This window comes from Ktedonobacter sp. SOSP1-52 (assembly GCF_016587395.1).
The window spans coordinates 1130737-1147370 of record NZ_BNJH01000002.1 but is presented as its reverse complement, the minus strand read 5'-3'; the positions used below and the strand labels follow the sequence as shown (position 1 = coordinate 1147370).

8 protein-coding genes and 3 pseudogenes are annotated in these 16634 nt (G+C 56.0%); 7 read left to right on the top strand and 4 right to left on the bottom strand.

The window, feature by feature from the left end; genetic code table 11:
- Nucleotides 1-12: 12 nt before the first annotated feature.
- Both mgtA and JMJ16_RS20485 read right to left on the bottom strand, forming a co-directional pair.
- Entirely contained in the window at nucleotides 13-2691 is a 2679-nt protein-coding gene (gene mgtA / locus JMJ16_RS20490; protein WP_201384522.1) for a magnesium-translocating P-type ATPase, read from the bottom strand.
- Nucleotides 2688-5078, bottom strand: coding sequence for a phosphoketolase (locus tag JMJ16_RS20485; RefSeq protein ID WP_201384520.1), 2391 nt, complete (start codon nucleotides 5076-5078; stop codon nucleotides 2688-2690). The genes mgtA and JMJ16_RS20485 overlap by 4 nt, the downstream gene beginning before the upstream one ends.
- 917 nt (nucleotides 5079-5995) lie before the next feature.
- Between JMJ16_RS20485 and JMJ16_RS20480 the strand changes: the two genes are divergently transcribed.
- From JMJ16_RS20480 to JMJ16_RS57185, 4 genes and pseudogenes are all read left to right on the top strand, one after another.
- Complete coding sequence (locus JMJ16_RS20480; RefSeq protein ID WP_201384518.1) at nucleotides 5996-6937, top strand: hypothetical protein; 942 nt, start codon at nucleotides 5996-5998, stop codon at nucleotides 6935-6937.
- A gap of 406 nt (nucleotides 6938-7343) precedes the next feature.
- Complete coding sequence (locus tag JMJ16_RS20475; RefSeq protein ID WP_201384516.1) at nucleotides 7344-8243, top strand: PP2C family serine/threonine-protein phosphatase; 900 nt, start codon at nucleotides 7344-7346, stop codon at nucleotides 8241-8243.
- Nucleotides 8244-8363: 120 nt separating this feature from the next.
- A complete protein-coding gene (locus JMJ16_RS20470; protein ID WP_201384514.1) occupies nucleotides 8364-11126 on the top strand; it encodes a bifunctional acetate--CoA ligase family protein/GNAT family N-acetyltransferase in 2763 nt (920 codons plus the stop codon).
- A gap of 90 nt (nucleotides 11127-11216) precedes the next feature.
- Nucleotides 11217-11406 (top strand): annotated as a pseudogene (locus JMJ16_RS57185) (pyruvate kinase); the annotation flags it as partial.
- A 238-nt stretch (nucleotides 11407-11644) separates the two neighbouring features.
- On the opposite strand, the pseudogene JMJ16_RS20460 reads toward JMJ16_RS57185, so the two are convergent.
- Nucleotides 11645-12227 (bottom strand): annotated as a pseudogene (locus JMJ16_RS20460) (RNA-guided endonuclease InsQ/TnpB family protein); the annotation flags it as partial.
- On the opposite strand from JMJ16_RS20460, the gene JMJ16_RS20455 reads away from it, so the two are divergent.
- The 3 genes and pseudogenes from JMJ16_RS20455 to JMJ16_RS20445 all read left to right on the top strand — a co-directional run bounded on the left by JMJ16_RS20455 (nucleotide 12168) and on the right by JMJ16_RS20445 (nucleotide 15633).
- On the top strand, nucleotides 12168-12638 hold the full coding sequence (locus tag JMJ16_RS20455; RefSeq protein ID WP_201384508.1) for a tyrosine-type recombinase/integrase: 471 nt from the start codon (nucleotides 12168-12170) through the stop codon (nucleotides 12636-12638). The pseudogene JMJ16_RS20460 and the gene JMJ16_RS20455 overlap by 60 nt on opposite strands.
- A gap of 113 nt (nucleotides 12639-12751) precedes the next feature.
- Nucleotides 12752-13924 carry an RNA-guided endonuclease TnpB family protein gene (locus JMJ16_RS20450; protein WP_201384506.1) on the top strand — a complete coding sequence of 391 codons (1173 nt, stop codon included), beginning with the start codon at nucleotides 12752-12754 and terminating at the stop codon, nucleotides 13922-13924.
- Nucleotides 13925-14469: 545 nt separating this feature from the next.
- Nucleotides 14470-15633, top strand: a pseudogene (locus tag JMJ16_RS20445) (RNA-guided endonuclease InsQ/TnpB family protein).
- A gap of 152 nt (nucleotides 15634-15785) precedes the next feature.
- On the opposite strand, the gene JMJ16_RS20440 reads toward JMJ16_RS20445, so the two are convergent.
- Nucleotides 15786-16592, bottom strand: coding sequence for a hypothetical protein (locus JMJ16_RS20440; RefSeq protein ID WP_201384501.1), 807 nt, complete (start codon nucleotides 16590-16592; stop codon nucleotides 15786-15788).
- Between the last annotated feature and the right edge of the window lie 42 nt (nucleotides 16593-16634).

The window sequence follows — 16634 nt, the reverse complement described above, 5'->3', positions numbered from 1 at the left end:
TCTCTGGAATGGCTATGCATAGCGTCTCATCAAGCGCCTCTTGACCAACTCAACGAGGAGCAGATAGATCGCTGTCATGCCAGTCAGGAAGAGAAAGTAGAGCGCTGGCAACGGCTGGAAACCGAGCAGCCCCGCCACAGGTGTGTAGGGAAGCACGATGCCCAGCGCAACAATCACGAGCGTCGTAATGGTCAACGGGCGACTGGGACGACTACGCAACGGATTGCCTGCCGTCCGAATAATAAACAGGACAAGCGTTTGGGTGGCGAGCGATTCGACGAACCAGCCGGTATGAAACAGGACCGCATTCGCGTGGAAGACCTGCAGTAGCAGGAAAAATGTCAAAAAGTCAAAGATCGAACTGATGGGTCCGATGATTAGCATGAAATTACGGAGTAGACCAATATCCCAGTGTTGCGGCTTCTTGAAATAGCTCGCATCCACGTTATCCGTCGGGATCGTCACCTGAGACAGATTGTAGAGAAAATTGTTGAGCAGAATCTGCGCTGGTAACATGGGTAGGAACGGCAGAAAGACATAGGCTCCAGCCATACTGAACATATTGCCGAAGTTGGAACTGGTGCCCATCAGCAGATATTTGATCACATTGCCAAAGGCTTTGCGCCCTTCCAGGATGCCTTGATGGAGCACCCGCAAACTCTGTTCGAGCAGGATAATATCCGCTGCGTCTTTGGCCACATCCACACCCGTGGAGACCGAGATCCCCACATCCGCCGCGTGCAGTGAGGGCGCATCGTTGATGCCATCACCGATATAACCCACCACGTGCTTGCGGCTCTTGAGTGCCAGGATAAGGCGGTTCTTTTGCGCCGGGGAGACACGCGCGAAGACGTTGACCTCCTCAACGACCTGAGCCAGGGCTGAATCGGTCATCTGCTCCAGTTCACTGCCCAGGACGATGCGCTTACTCGCGAGTCCCACCTGGTCGCAGACATGCCGGGTGACCAGTTCGTTGTCACCAGTGATGATCTTGACCTGCACCCCATCATTCTTGAGCGCCTGGAGCACCTGGACCACATCGGCTTTGGGTGGATCAGCAAAGGTCAGAAAGCCCAGCAGGACGAGGTCTTGCTCATCCGTTTTGCGATACACGGCTTGTGGAGGAAGCACGCGATAAGCGACCGCGAGGACACGATAGCCCTGGGTACTTAAATCACTGTAGCGCTGCGCGTAGGTTGTCCGCGCTTCGTCACTCATGCTCCCCATAGGCCGGCGCTCACCGTTGCTTTCATACGCGGAACAATGATTCAGGACACTTTCAGGGGCACCTTTGATGATCAGCAGGGTTTCGCTCTCATGGTGCACCACGACGGACAGGCAGCGTCGCTCAAAATCAAAGGGGATCTCACCAATCTTGCGATACGCGCTGACATCGATTGTGCCATGTCGCAAAATAGCCTCATCCAGAGGGCTTTTGATACCCGTCTGGTAGGTACTATTCACAGACCCGAACAGTCGTACCCGCTCCGAAGCCTGTCCCTGGAGATCGAGATAGCCTTCGAGTTTCGTCTCACCACTGGTTAAGGTGCCCGTTTTATCGCTGCATAACGTATCGATGCTGCCAAAGTTCTGGATTGATTCCAGGTGTTTGACAATGACCTTCTGTTTGGCCATGCGCAACGCACCCCGTCCCAGGGTCACTGTGGTGATCATTGGTAAGAACTCGGGGGTGAGACCAACGGCGAGCGCAATGGCGAAGAGCAAGGTCTCGAAGAGCTGGTGATGACCAATCACGCCGACCAGGACAATAAAGAGCACCAGGAAGAAAACGGTCTGCATGATCAACTGGCCAAAACCTTTGATGCCACGCTCGAACTCGGTCTCCGGTGCGCGGCTGGCCAGGCGCACGGCAATATCGCCAAAGGCGGTGGCACGGCCAGTCGCCAAGGTTAATGCCGTTCCTGTGCCACTCATGACCGAGGTTCCCAGAAAGACGCAATTGTGGACCTCGGCGGAACCTTCGGTCGGTGTGTCAAGGTCATCCGCGCTTTTGTCCACGGGCAGGGATTCGCCGGTTAAGGCAGCTTGCTGGATATGCAGATCGGTGGCTTGTACTAGGCGCGCATCGGCAGGGACCAGATCTCCTGCCGCAAGACGGATCATATCACCAGGCACGAGATCGTGCCGTGGACGCTCCATCCATGTGCCATCGCGTAACACGGTTGCTGTCGGAGACACGTCCGCGCGCAGCTTCTCGACCACCTGCTGTGAGCGAGCGGTCTGGATAAAATTGAAAATGGTGCTAAACAGGACGATGACGATGATAATACTGGCGTTTATCCGATCCCCCAGGACCGCCGAGATCACGGCGGCAAGCAGCAGAATAGTCACCAGCGGATTCAAGAACATGCGCAGAAATTGGACGACCGCCGAACTGCGCTTCACGCCAGTGGTATCGTTCGGGCCGTAGGTAGCGAGCCGCTTGCGTGCTTCCTCACTCGTCAACCCCTGCTCACTACTCTTGAGTTGCTCAAACACCTTTTGGACAGGGAGCGTATGGAGAGCCATGTTTCCTGCACCAGGCTGTTCCTGTGGTGCTTGTAAAGTCTCGACGCTTTGCATAATAGACTCCCATGTGGTATCCAGCTCATCGACACGCTCAGTTCGTATGAGCGTGTCGGAGACGGGAAGAAATGGTTTTTCGCGGGCGAAAGCTCCTGACGCTCTCACCTTGCCTCGTCGGTCCAGACCCAGTCACGAACCTCCGGCAGGTCTTCAAAATGGGCTCGGATATAGGCGTGATGGTTCGTCAGCAAAGCATTGCATGCGGCGATGAGCGGTGGGGTCAACGCGTGCAGACGCGTCACGCGACGCATGGCCTCGATACAGAGATGATATCGGCTCATGCCGTTGAGGACAACCATATCAAAGGGGGTCGTCGTGGTGCCCTCTGCGTTAAAGCCACGGACATGGAAGCGCTGCGCATTTGGCCGTCCATGCACCACCTCATGCACCGCACGCGGGTAGCCATGAAAGGCAAACACCACTGGCCTGTCCTCGGTAAAATGCTCGATGAACGTGGTATCGTCCATTCCATGAGGATGCAGATACGACGGGTAGAGCTTCATCACATCAACCACGTTGACCACACGGACCTTTAATTCCGGGAGATGCTGACGAAGCCACCAGGCAGCCGCCACCGTTTCTAAGGTGGGGATATCACCCGCGCAGGCCAGCACCACATCCGTCTCGTCATTCTGGCCATTGCTCGCCCATTGCCAGGTGGAGAGACCGCGCGCACAGTGCGCGATCGCATCGCCCATGTTGAGCCATTGCAGTTGGGGCTGCTTGTCAATCACGATCAGGTTCACATAGTTACGACTGCGTAAGCAATGGTCGGCGACGGAAAGCAGGCAATTGGCATCCGGCGGCAGGTAGATGCGTGCCACGGTGCCCTTGCTCGACAGGACGACATCAATCAATCCCGGTCCTTGATGGCTAAAGCCGTTATGGTCATTGCGCCAGCAGGTCGAGGTCAGGAGAACATTGAGAGAGGCAATCGGGGCGCGCCAGGGAAGGGTATTCCCCACTTGCAGCCACTTCGCGTGCTGGATGGTCATCGAATCGGAGACCATCGCGAATGCCTCATAGGTCGCGAACACGCCGTGCCGTCCGGTGAGCAGATAGCCCTCAAGCCAGCCCTGACACAGATGTTCGCTTAGCACCTCCATGACGCGTCCATCAGAAGCAATATGGTCGTCGCTGGAAATCACTTTCCCAGTCGAGCACCGGTTTTCTACCTCAAATACATTCCCCAGGCGATTCGAGTTCGTCTCGTCAGGACAGAACAGCCGGAAATTCTGCTGCGTTGCATTGCGGGTAAAGATATCACGCATCATCTTGCCGAATTGCCGGGTGGACTCGTGATGCTCGGTCGCGGGCCTTGGCACATCAAGCGCATAATCGGCGAATGGTGGCAGATCCAGATCAACCAGGAGTTTGCCGCCATTTGCGTGGGGATTGGCTCCCATCCGACGATCCCCCGTTGGGGCAAGGGCGGCGAGTTCAGCGACCAGGCGACCTTGCTCATCGAAGAGGTCTTCTGGGTGATAGCTCCGCATCCACTGCTCCAGGATCGTCAGGTGTTCCGCGTTTTCTCGCACATCTGCCACTGGGACCTGATGAGCGCGGAATGTCCCTTCAATGGGCAAACCATCCACCTCTTTCGGTCCCGTCCATCCTTTGGGTGTTCGCAGGAGAATGGCAGGCCAGCGTGCTCCCCTGGTAAAGCCATGTGTGCGAGCCTCTTCTTGAACGGCGCGGATGGTTGCGTAGCAGGTCTCAAGCGTCTCGGCGAAGGCTTGATGCATCGTCATAGGATCGTCGCCTTCGACCACATGAACGTCGTAGCCATGACTCGCAAGGAACGTCTGAATGTCGTCATCCTCTGCGCGCCCCATCACGGTAGGGCCGGAAATCTTGTAGCCATTCAGGTGAAGAATGGGCAATACGGCCCCGTCGCGCACCGGATTCAAAAATTTGAGGCTTTTCCAGGCACCTTCAAGGGGAGCGGTTTCGGCTTCGCCATCGCCCACCACCGCGATCGCGAGCAAGTCGGGATGGTCGAAGACGGCACCAAAAGCGTGGGAGAGGACATAGCCGAGTTCGCCTCCTTCGTGAATAGAGCCTGGAGTGGGCACACTCACATGACTGGGGACGCCACCGGGCGTGGAGAACTGACGAAAGAGGCGGTGGATGCCCTCGGTGTCCTGCGTGATTTGTGGGTAGATCTCCGTATAGGTCCCTTCCAGATAGACATTGGCAAGCAGTGCAGGGCCACCGTGTCCGGGTCCCGCGAGGTAGATGGCATTGATATCGTACTCGTGAATCAGCCGATTCATGTGAACATAGACAAAGCTCAATCCAGGGGATGTGCCCCAATGGCCGAGCAAACGTGGCTTGATGTGTCTGGCTTGCAGCGGTTCTCGCAGCAAGGGGTTGTCCTGTAAATACATTTGACCAATGGTCAGATAATTCGCGGCATTCCAATAGCGATGCAGAAGCTCAAGATCTGCCTGATCAGGAGAAGACCTCCTGGCCTGAGTAATGATTGACATGCTATTCCTCCTGGGAAGAATCTGATGACATCCAGATGCGTGACATGAACGGGAAAGAGCCAGACGGCTCCTTTCAAAAGCAGCGCAATGCCGTCAGTCAGACGCGAAAATGTGCTCAAACCAGAACAGACACAAGATGCGAGCAGGGCAAACGATGGGAGGAACACAAGCGGGAGAGCGCACAAGACCATCGGAACCAGGAGGTCCCTTTGATACATGTGGGTTCTACGCGCGAGTTTCTACAAGCAACCTGGTTGAAGAGGCATCATTCCTTATGGAGCATCTGAGTTGATACGGAGAACAGCGGACAAAAGTTTCGGATGCAATGGCGTATTTCATCATCAGAGGACTTTTGAGCAGAAGATGCTGAAACTTTTTTCTCGCGCCCTTCGTACCAATCCCGATGCCGAGAAAAGGCGTACGAGAGGCACATCTTTCCTTCGTTCCTCACAGAAAGCCAGCGTCTGAGGGAAAGGGTATCTGGTTGGGTCCGAGAAATGAAGCAGGAAAGACGTGAAAAAGCCACCGAGTTTTTCGTTCACCTGGCGAAAAGGGAAAGCAGTACGTTGTGAATCAGGTCTCTTTTAAATGAGGCAAAGCAATGCTTCGCCGAACTCACGTAACCTCTTGAGAGGGGCAGACTTCAGGTTCGCCTCTCTGATACTCCATACCATCCTCTCTGTTTGCACCGTTGTCAGAGAGCATGGGAGGATTGGAGGGAGGCTCTGCCTCCCAGAAAGAAGGCCAGGCCATGAATGGTCCCGCCCAATATCTGCATGTCGGGTTTCTCTTGATCTCACTAGGAACGTGGAAGAGAAACGCTCTGGAGAGGCAGAGGCCGCAAAAAATCCCAGACCACTCCTGCGACGCCGCGCCCACGAGCCTCCGACCAGGTCAGCTACTATCGCGGACTGCGCATGATGCCCTACGACCTCATCCGTGAAGGCTTGGTCGCGCTGCTCCTGGTCTTCGTTCTGACGGTCGCCCTGGCTGGTTTCCTGTCCTCACCGGATGAGCCGCCATTGACGCTTCAGCAGTACGCGCAGCAGAATCCGGTTGGCTTCGTCACCACCGCTATGAAGGAACTCAGCGGCACGAGCATCATTGCCCAATATGGGCCACCCTATAACCAGGGGACAGGCTCCGTGCAATCCATCGGGCCCATTTCGCTGCAACAGGCGGCAGGCGTGACTATTCCCATTGATGTGGCGCATGTCTACGTCCTCGATCCCTTAGCCATCGCTGCACAGAGCGACCCGCAGGTGGCAACGGCGCTTCAGATGTTTACCCAGGCCGAAGCACAACAGCAAGCAGCCTGGGAATCTACATATACCAAGGCGTTGGGAACAGCGACGGGAAGCAATGGTCACGTGGTCGTGCCCAATGGCGACGATGGCCCACTTCCCGCGCTGATGGATCATCTGCTCACGTTAGGCACCAGCGGCGCGTTAGATGGCTTGCTCTTGAGCAGTGGCGGCTTCTATCAGAATGACTTTACCAAACCCCTGCTGTTCTTGTCGGAGGATGCGTTGCCGACGAAGGCCGCGCAATTCAATCTGCTGGGTTCGCAGTGGGGGGTGATGAATGAGACCGGCAACTATCCCGGTCAGGCGTGGCTCTGGCTCTACACGTTCTGGTACCAGGTCCCACCCTACAACACCTCGACGAACGCCGATGCGCTGGTGCTGGTCACGATGGGAATACTGACGGCCCTCCTCACGTTGTTCCCTTACCTGCCCTTGCTCAATCGTCTCCCGTATTACCTCGGCGTCCACCGCCTGATCTGGCGCGAGTACTATCATGACGTGCGGGTCGAAGCACACCGCAGCGCAGACACGAGTCCAGCCCCAGTCCCCTAGATGCCGCGAGCAGATGACTCTAGTCACCGATCTTTCTCTGCTGGAGTTATCTGCTCTCTGGAGAGCGCACAAGACGACAGCGTTCGTATGGATACCACCGCTGTTTGGCTCGCATCTTGCCGAGCAAGAGCCTCCATGAGCGCAGGAAACCTGGCCACAGGAACCTTGCCTCTGAGGAGCATTGCCTGGCCAGACGTTCAACTCATCGTTTTTCTGTACAGGAAGCAGTCTCTTGGGTTCAATCCACAACAGAAACTTCCTTTCCACGTTCTCCGTATCAATGCTGAGAAGTTCTCATGTCTCATGTGTGACTCCACCCCATGACGAGAAAGCGTGGGTACGTTGATGCATGCAGGTGGACCATCCATTGACTCTTTTTCGCTCCCGTGAGCAAGGAGATACGAGCATGTCGATACACCCAACGAATAATGTGCCTGCCACTGCTCCGCATACACCGGTACCGCCGCTCGAAGATAGAGCGAAGCCAGTGCATGCCAGGCTGCCACTGTTGACCTTACGGATCGGCTCCCGCCTTGATCCGGGGCTGGCACGCAGGCTCAGACCTAATGAAGATACCCTCTTCGTCAGCCAGGGAATCACCCTTCCTGGCGCTTCTTCCCCGTCACAATCCTTTGCCCTCCTCCTGATTGCCGATGGGATGGGAGGGCAGGAGCATGGGCAAGAAGCGAGCCGACTTGCTGCGCAAGCTCTGGTCACATCGGTGTCAGGCCCCCTCCGCTCGCAGCAGGTGTTGCCAGAGGCGTTGCTTCCCCTGCTCGTGGCAGGCGTCGAGCAGGCCAATCAGGCCGTGTATCAGCACAATCAGGCCCAGGAAACCAGGATGGGCACCACGATGACGGCTGCCCTGGTGCTTGGAGCCACCGCCTACGTTGCCCATGTGGGTGATAGTCGGCTCTACCACTTTCACCAATCGCTGGGACTTGCGCAGATTACCCACGATCACTCGCTCGTGGCCGCCTTGGTGGCAGCGGGAACGATCCAGCCGGAGGACATCTATACCCATCCCATGCGCAACCAGATCTATCGCAGCCTGGGTGAAAATGCCACTGTGGAGGTGGAAACCCACACGCTGTCACTTGCGGCTGGAGATCTGCTGCTGTTGTGCTCCGATGGGTTATGGGAAATGGTCCGTGACCCGCAGATGGCCACCATCGTCATGACACCTCAACCCGATCCGTTTGCGACGGCCCAGGCGCTTGTTCAGGCGGCACTGGCAGGGGGAGGAGTTGACAATGTCAGCGTCATTGTGGCACAAGTCTACACGATGGAGGTCCATCCGACCTAACGTTGGCGCTGCTTGCTTGTTTCACGGATGTCTGCTCTGGCCTCCCTTTGCTGCTTCTCAGGAGAAGGCAATGCAGGCTCCACGCGATATTGAGCGGCTACTGAAAGGTTCTGGAATCCTATGGAAAGAAAGAAAACCGGAGGGCCATCCCTCTCTGGCCGAAGCACTCCCACGACTGTTTTTCGCTACAAGCGCCATCATCCCCTCAACGCCATCTTCGAGCCAACCAGTATTGCCGTCATCGGCGCGACAGAAGAAGCCGGCAGTGTTGGGCGCACACTCCTCTGGAATCTGATCAGCACCCCCTTTGGGGGAACGGTTTTTCCCATTCACCCCACACGCCCCCAGGTTCTGGGCATCAAAGCCTATCAAAATCTGGCCGCCTTACCTCAACACGTCGAACTCGCCGTGATTACCACACCTGCACCTCCTGTGCCAGGCATCATTGCCGAATGCGTTGCGGCTGGCGTGAAAGGGGCGATTATCCTATCAGCGGGTTTTAAGGAGAGCGGAGACGCTGGAGCGCAGATGGAGCAGCAGATCCTGGAGCAAGCCCGGCGGGGAAAACTGCGGATCATCGGCACCAATAGTCTTGGTGTCATGAGCCCGCCAACCGGACTCAACGCGACCATTGCTAGCGCCATGGCCCTGCCCGGTCAGATCGGGTTCATCAGCCAGAGTGGTGCCCTGTGTACGGCAGTCTTAGACTGGAGTCTGCGTGAACGGGTGGGTTTTAGCGCCTTCGTCTCCATTGGTTCGATGATGGATGTCGATTGGGGTGATCTGATTGATTACCTGGGGAGTGACCCGCAGACGACCAGTATTGTCCTGTACCTGGAAACGCTTGGCAATGCGCGCTCGTTCCTCTCCGCCGCCAGAGAAGTCGCCCGGAGCAAGCCGATTATCCTCCTGAAAGCGGGTCGCACGATGGCCTCAGCCAGAGCGGCCATGTCGCATACCGGAATGCTCGCTGGCAGTCAGGAGGTCTTTGAAGCGGCCTGTCGGCGCAGCGGGATACTGATCGTTGACCGCCTTGATGAACTGTTCTCGATGGCGGAGGTGCTGGCCACACAGCCGCGCCCACGTGGACCGCGTTTGACCATCATTACCAACGCGGGTGGACCAGGAGTCCTGGCCACCGACGCCTTACTCAGCGCGGGTGGCACACTCAGCGCATTGTCTCCCCAAACCCAGACCGCACTCGACCAGCTTCTGCCGGCGCCCTGGAGTCATGGCAACCCGGTCGATATTCTGGGGGATGCTGATCCTGAGCGCTACGCTAGGTCGCTTGCGATTATCACGCAGGACCCACAAAGCGATGGGTTCCTGGTCATCCTGACCCCTCAGATGATGACCAATCCCACCGTGACCGCCGAACAGGTGAAGCAGTTTGCCACACTCAAGGGCAAACCGATCCTGGCCAGTTGGATGGGGGCGGCAGAAGTGGAAAGCGGCAAAGCCATCTTGCTCCAGGCTGGTATTCCCACCTTCGCGTACCCTGACACCGCCGCCCGCGCCTTTGATTACCTGTGGCGCTCCATCTCCACTGTCCAAAGCCTCTACGAAACGCCACTGCCTTTGCTGGAGACCAACCAGCATGGGCCTGATCGGGAGGTGGTTGCGATGATCATTGCAACAGCGCGTCAGTCGGGTCGAACGCTGCTTACCGAGGGAGAGTCCAAGCAACTCCTGGCGGCGTATGGTATTCCCGTGGTTGAGACGCGGATGGCCAGCAGTGAACAGGAGGCCGTGGCGTGCGCGGAAACCATGGGCTATCCGGTCGTGCTCAAGCTCTGGTCAGAAACCATCACGCACAAACGCGAGGTGGGTGGTGTGCGGCTGAGCCTGTCCGATGCGGACGCGGTGCGCCGCGCCTATCAGAGCATTGCCATGGCAGTTCGTGACCATGTGGGAGCCGAACATTTCCTGGGCGTCACGGTTCAGCCGATGGTTCCCCAGGATGGCTACGAACTCATCCTGGGGAGTAGCCTCGATCCCCAATTTGGCCCGATTCTGCTCTTCGGTGCAGGCGGCCAATGGGTGGAAGTCTCTCAGGACCGTGCTCTGGCCCTCCCTCCGCTCACGACCACCCTGGCCCGCCGCATGATGGAACAGACCCACGTGTTCCAGGCCCTTGCGGGAGCACACGGGCATCCGCCTGTGGACCTGGATCTTCTGGAGCAAGTGCTCGTTCGTTTGAGTTATCTGGTTTCCGAGCACCGCTGGATCAAAGAAATGGACATCAATCCCCTGCTTGCGTCTCCCGATCGGCTCCTGGCCCTTGACGCGCGGATCGTGCTTCACGGGCCGGAGATGGGCGAGGAAACGTTGCCCAGGCTCGCGATTCGTCCCTATCCGCTCCACTATGCCCAACCATGGACGCTGCCAAATGGCATCCCTGTCATGCTTCGCCCCATCCGCCCGGAGGATGAACCGCTGATGGTGCAGTTCCACCACACGTTGTCGGACGAGAGCGTCTATTCCCGCTGGCTGCACATGATCAAGCTGAGCCAGCGGGTCGCTCACGAGCGGTTGATCGGCATCTGCTTTCTCGACTACGATCGCGAGATGGCGCTCGTCGTGGACTATGACAATCCTGCGACCAACCAGCATGACATTGTGGGCGTGGGTCGCATTATCAAGGATCACAGCGCCAATGAGGCCGAATTTGCGCTGCTGGTCGCTGACCAGTACCAACACCAGGGGTTGGGCAGCGAACTGCTGCGTCGCTTGATCCAGTTCAGCCGCGATGAGCATATTCAGCGGCTCACCGGAGATATTCTGGCCGACAACCAGGGCATGCAAGCGGTCTGTAAGAAGTTGGGGTTTCGCCTCTGGTATTCCCAAGAAGATCAGTTGATGAAAGCCGAGTTGGTTCTCTGAGACTCCATCCTTTGCGATGAAGCGCCAGCACGTCCCGCTTTGAGATGACCAATCGCCAGGGAGACCAGGGGAGACAGGCACGGACGCCGCCTCGGCTCTGAACGGCTGGCAGAGATGCAGGAGGAGATGCTGTGGGTATGCGAGGCGGCTCACGTCCCGGTCATCTGGGCAACCCAGGTGCTGGAAAACAGTGTGAGCAAGGAAGGGCACACCCTCACGCGCAGAGATGACAGATGCAGCGATAGCTGAGCGGGCCGAATGTGTCATGCTCAACAAGGGCGCATTGCGTCACGAGAAATCGTACCCGTGGGTATGATGTTCATGGCATGTTTTTTCATTCCTGTAGTGATCTGCAAGCCGTTCTCCGTAGGTGTTGCATGGATTCTTCACGCTACCCGTATCTTGTGTTCTCATCCTGCTCCGATTAATGTAGGAAAACGTATGCATGCATCGTTTTCTTCCATCTTTCGTTGTTCCTGCTTCACTCCCAGGAGCCGCAGAGCCCAAGCCCATTGGTCTTACCCCAAGTCCACAGGCGTCTTTTCCGTCTCGTCCGAGCCAGTACCGAAGACGACTTGATCCATCAGCCCGATCAAGCAAAGGGCTTCCCGTAACACATTCTGAGCCGCATTGTGATCACGATCTTGCGGGAACTGATCATAGGGACAGGTTGGGTTTTGACAGACAAACACCCGATCGTTGAGCGTCATCTGCTGCCATGTCCACCCGCAGCAGTGACAGGTTTTGACTTCCGGGAAAGAAGCGGTCCACTTTGATGACCTGTCCCCCGCGTTGGACTACCTTCACCTCAAGCAGCCGTCTGAGCGTGCCGAGCGAGGCATCAGAGAACGAGCGCGCCAGGCGTCGGTTCTTGATGAGTCCCTTGAGGTACAAGGTTTCCACGCCAATGATCCCATAACTCTCAGCGAGTTGGGTGGTCAACTTGTGGAGCACATCGTCTCTCAGACAGGTAATGCGGTAGTGCAAGCGTGTGACCTGTCTGCGCGCTTTCTCTCGATTCTTTGATCCACGTTTGCGACGATGCAAGCGTTTGTTGGCCTGACGCAGTTTCCCCAGGGCCGTTTGAGGTTGAGCGATGTTAATCGCGAGCAGGGAACACTTCGGATTGGAACCGGAGGGAAAGAACGTTGGGTTCCCCTTTCCCCACCTGGACAGGACCAATTGTTGATGTATCTGGACCATGCTTGCTCGACGAGGCGGAGGGGACAGGAGAGCAGGAGCGGGGAGGAATACCTCTTTTTCACGGAGACCTATCAGCCACTGACTCCCAATAGCATCACGCTTTTGTTTGGTCGTCTGAGGGCGCGAGCGGGGCTTGAAGACGGACAGGTGACGCCATGGCTGCTACGTGAAACCTTTGCCGTTCAGTATCTGCTGACAGGAGGGGCGCTCGTCGTCTTGTGTGAGATCCTGGGTCTCAAAGACATGACAGTAGCGAGGCGCTACCAACGTCTTGCTGATGCTGAACGAGAGCAAGAGGGCTATAGTTAGTTTTACATTCTTTAGACAGATGTAGGCAAGTAGGGACGTGTATCCCCCTTGCCAAAGCCGTGGTTTTCTGGTATATTTGTTCTACTCTCGACACCGAGGAGGAAGAGCAACAGATGGTACGTGGGTATCGGGGAGAACTTGACCTCAATAATGCACAAAAGACGCTATGCCGCAAACATGCCGGGGCCTCTCGCTGGGCCTACAATTATGGTCTTCGCCGCAAACAGGAGGCCTACAAGGCAGGGCAGAAAACGCCCACCGCGATCGATCTGCATCGCGAAATCAATGCCCTCAAGCCCTCTGAGCCCTGGATGTATGAGGTCAGTAAGTGCGCCTTCCAAGAGGGATTACGTGACCTGGATGCCGCCTTCAAGCACTTCTTTCGCAAATGCCGGCTCAAAAAGGAGGGCAAATGGAAAGGCAAGTGTGGCTATCCCCGCTTCAAAAGCCGGAAGAAAGCCATCGGTGGTGCCCGCTTCACCGGGAGCATTCGGGTGTATCCGGATGCCATCCAATTGCCTCGTTTGGGTGTGCTCCGACTCAAAGAGCACGGTTATTTCCCTCTGAATGGCAAGATTACCAGTGCCACCATCCGTGAGCAAGCAGGCAGGTGGTATGTCTCGATCTGTGCGCATGAGGAAGCCGGGGAAGCGAAAGAACCCCAGGCAGCCACAGGTGACGTCATTGGTGTTGACCTGGGGATTAAGCGGCTGGCGACCCTCTCTGATGGACGCACCTTCGAGAACCCCAAGGCGCTGCGCAAGAAGATCACGGCGTTAAAACGCACGTCGCGACGCCATTCCCGCAAGGCCAAAGGATCACGCAATCGCCAGAAAGCGAAGCAGCGTCTGTCGCGGATGCATGCCCGGATCGCCAACGTGCGCAAAAATGCCTTGCACCAGGCGACCGCTGAGATCGTGGCGAGAACCAAGCCCGATGCCCAGAGGCCGCGCGTGATCGTCTTAGAGGATTTGAACATTGCAGGCATGCTCAAGAACCGCAGGTTGGCTCGAGCGATTGCCGATGTGGGCATGTACGAGTTCAAGCGGCAGATCCTCTACAAAGCAGAACAGGCAGGGGTGCAGGTGCTACTGGCCTCCCGCTGGGAACCCTCCTCAAAAACCTGTTCGTGTTGTGGCTGGGTCAATGAGGCGCTCACCCTTTCGGATCGGGTCTTTGCTTGTGTGGATTGTGGCAGTGTACAGGATCGAGACGACAACGCCGCCAGGAATTTAGCGGCGTTGGCCTCGCGAGGAGTGGAGTACCGCAAGTTCTGCGGGAATTGACGCCTGTGGAGCAGATGTAAGACGAGCGAAAAGCTTGCTGTCTGCGCTGTGCCCCCTCGAGGGTTGAAGCAGGAACCGAACACCGTGTATAGCCTGTCTATATCTGGGTAAGTTTCGGAGAACGGAGTGAAAAAGGATGAGCCATCCAAACAGGAACCTGATATGCTTCCGTTGGTGGTTCCATCTGCCGCCCTCACGTCTGAGTGCCAAGCACCAGGTCCAACTGACCCAGTTGTGTGAGAACAATGCCGAGTTGGCAACGACGTATGATCATGATACGTTCATCGAAGTGCAGAAGCGGCTGGAAAGAGAGCGTGACCTGCTTTCAAGGAGATTGTTTTTCCTCGCAATCTCCTTGCATTTCATCTTCTCTTCTCAAACTGGGCCAATTCCACAAAAGAGAATGCGACAGTTTTCAAGAAGATAGGAGAACGCCATCAAATGGTGGCAAAAGACATACATTTCTCTTCCCTTGACACTGGAGAAGGAATGTTCTAATATAGACATGCATCATGCGCTTTGATCTATTGTAAGGGAAACTGTCGATGATTCGTGCGCACAAGATCCGGCTGCATCCTACACCTGAGCAAGCCAATTACTTCGCGAAGGCAGCGGGAACCAGCCGGTTCGTCTGGAACTGGGCATTGGCTGAATGGAATCGGCAATATGCAGCCGGAGAGAAGCCGACCGCTTTGAAGCTCAAGAAGCAATTCAACGAGATCAGGCGGGAACAATTCCCCTGGACGTGGGAAGTCACGAAGAATGCCTCGGATCAGCCTATTCTGGACCTGGGCAAAGCCTTTACGGCGTTCTTCGAGGGCAATGCTCGCCGTCCCAAATTCAAGAGCAAAAAGCGCAGTAAACCGAGCTTTTATCTCGCGAATGATCAGATGGAACGAGGGGACCACCGAGTGTGGATCCCCAAACTCGGATGGGTGAATATGGCGGAGAATCTGAGATTCCAGGGAAAAATCACCGGGGCACGGGTGACGCGCACCGCGGATTGGTGGTTCATCGCGATCACCGTAGAAGTTCCAGAGAAGCAATCGACAAAGCGACCTGCAGCCATTGGCATCGATGTAGGCTTGAACCGATTGGTCACCTTGAGCACTGGAGAGGAATACGAAAACCAAGCATTTCTCAAAACGGCACTGGGGAAGCTCCGTCAAGCGAATAAGCGGCTGCATCGCAGGAAACAGGGATCAAAGAATCGGGAGAAAGCCCGTCGGCAGGTCGCGCGCTTGCACTACCGTATCACTTGCATGCGAGAGGATGTGCTCCATAAGCTGACCACCAGGCTCGCTGACTGTTATGGGATCATTGGGATTGAAGACCTCAATCTCAAGGGATTGCTCAAAAATCGCAAGCTCGCTCGCTCGTTCTCTGATGCCTCGCTCGGCAAGCTCTTGAACCTGCTCACCAGCAAAGTTGAGCAGCGCGGGGGACAGGTCATGAAGGTGGGGCGCTTCTTTCCCTCCAGTAAGACCTGCCATTGTTGCCGTTGGAAGTGGGAAGACATGGCGTTGTCTGACCGTGTTTTTCTCTGCCAAAACCAGGAATGCGCCTATTACCAATTCGAGCAGGATAGAGATTATAACGCATCTCTGAACATTCTGCGCGAAGCCCTTCACTAGATCGGGGTAGTTGATCAAGTCGTCAGCGGTACTGGCTCGGACGCGGACGTTAACTTGGTTATGGACGCGGGGTAAGACCAAAAATGCCCAGGCATTGAGGCACCTACGGATGAAGTAACAACAACGAACGATGTAGTAAGGTTGTGCTTGCATACGTTTTACTACATTTATCGGAGCAGGACTCGCACGTCATGCTATGTGGGAAGAGCTGTTCATTCCGCTGAAGCTCATCCCTTATGGACTTTGTATCCTTGTTCATTCATTCGGGGTCCAAAAATTTCGATGCGGTAGACACCATCTGGACATATGATCTCATGATAGTAGCAGAACTGGGGGAAGATGTGGTGAAGATCACTCCGGTCATGCGCTTCTTGTGATGCCAGGAGAGCATAGCCCTGTATTGCCCCGGCTCTGTCCGCATACTCCTGAATGTGTCCATCAGCCGCAATGATGGTGTCGTGGGTCGTAGAGGGAAACTGCATACAAGGGCGAAGGAAGAGAACATTACTGTGCATGCTGCCATGAAGAAGTGTGGCAACGTCCGAAGAGAACCAGGCTCTCCAGCAAGCATTGGCAGCATGGCCTCGTGTGGGGTCGAGGTAGCAGACGGCATATTCACTCCCAGAGACGACCTCCGGCACTGCTTTGGCATTTCCATAAATGAGGGTACATACGTTTCTATTTGGCCTCCATGTCTCAGAGGCTCCTTTCAAATGCTCCCACCGATGCTCACCATAGAGCAGGACAGGGCTTCCTTCCTGGTAGCGGGTACGTGCTTCTTCTGGTGAGATTTCCATCCAGGTGGAGATTGGGATGTACACGTTGGTGCTCTTCTTTGCAGGCAACCGCTCCGGTAGCTTTGATTTCCAGGACTGCAAAGAAAGAGGAACGTCGACATCAGTGAGCTGCTTCATGGCCCGTGTGAAGTCAGGAACAGAAAGCTCCCGACCATCACGCAATTGTGCATGATAGGTCCTCTCAAGGAGCCATTGTTCACTCTGTTGTTCAGAAAATGGGATGGGTGTTATCATCATCTTCTCCCTTCATTATGCGTGTTCTAAAGGAGCGAAAGGAAG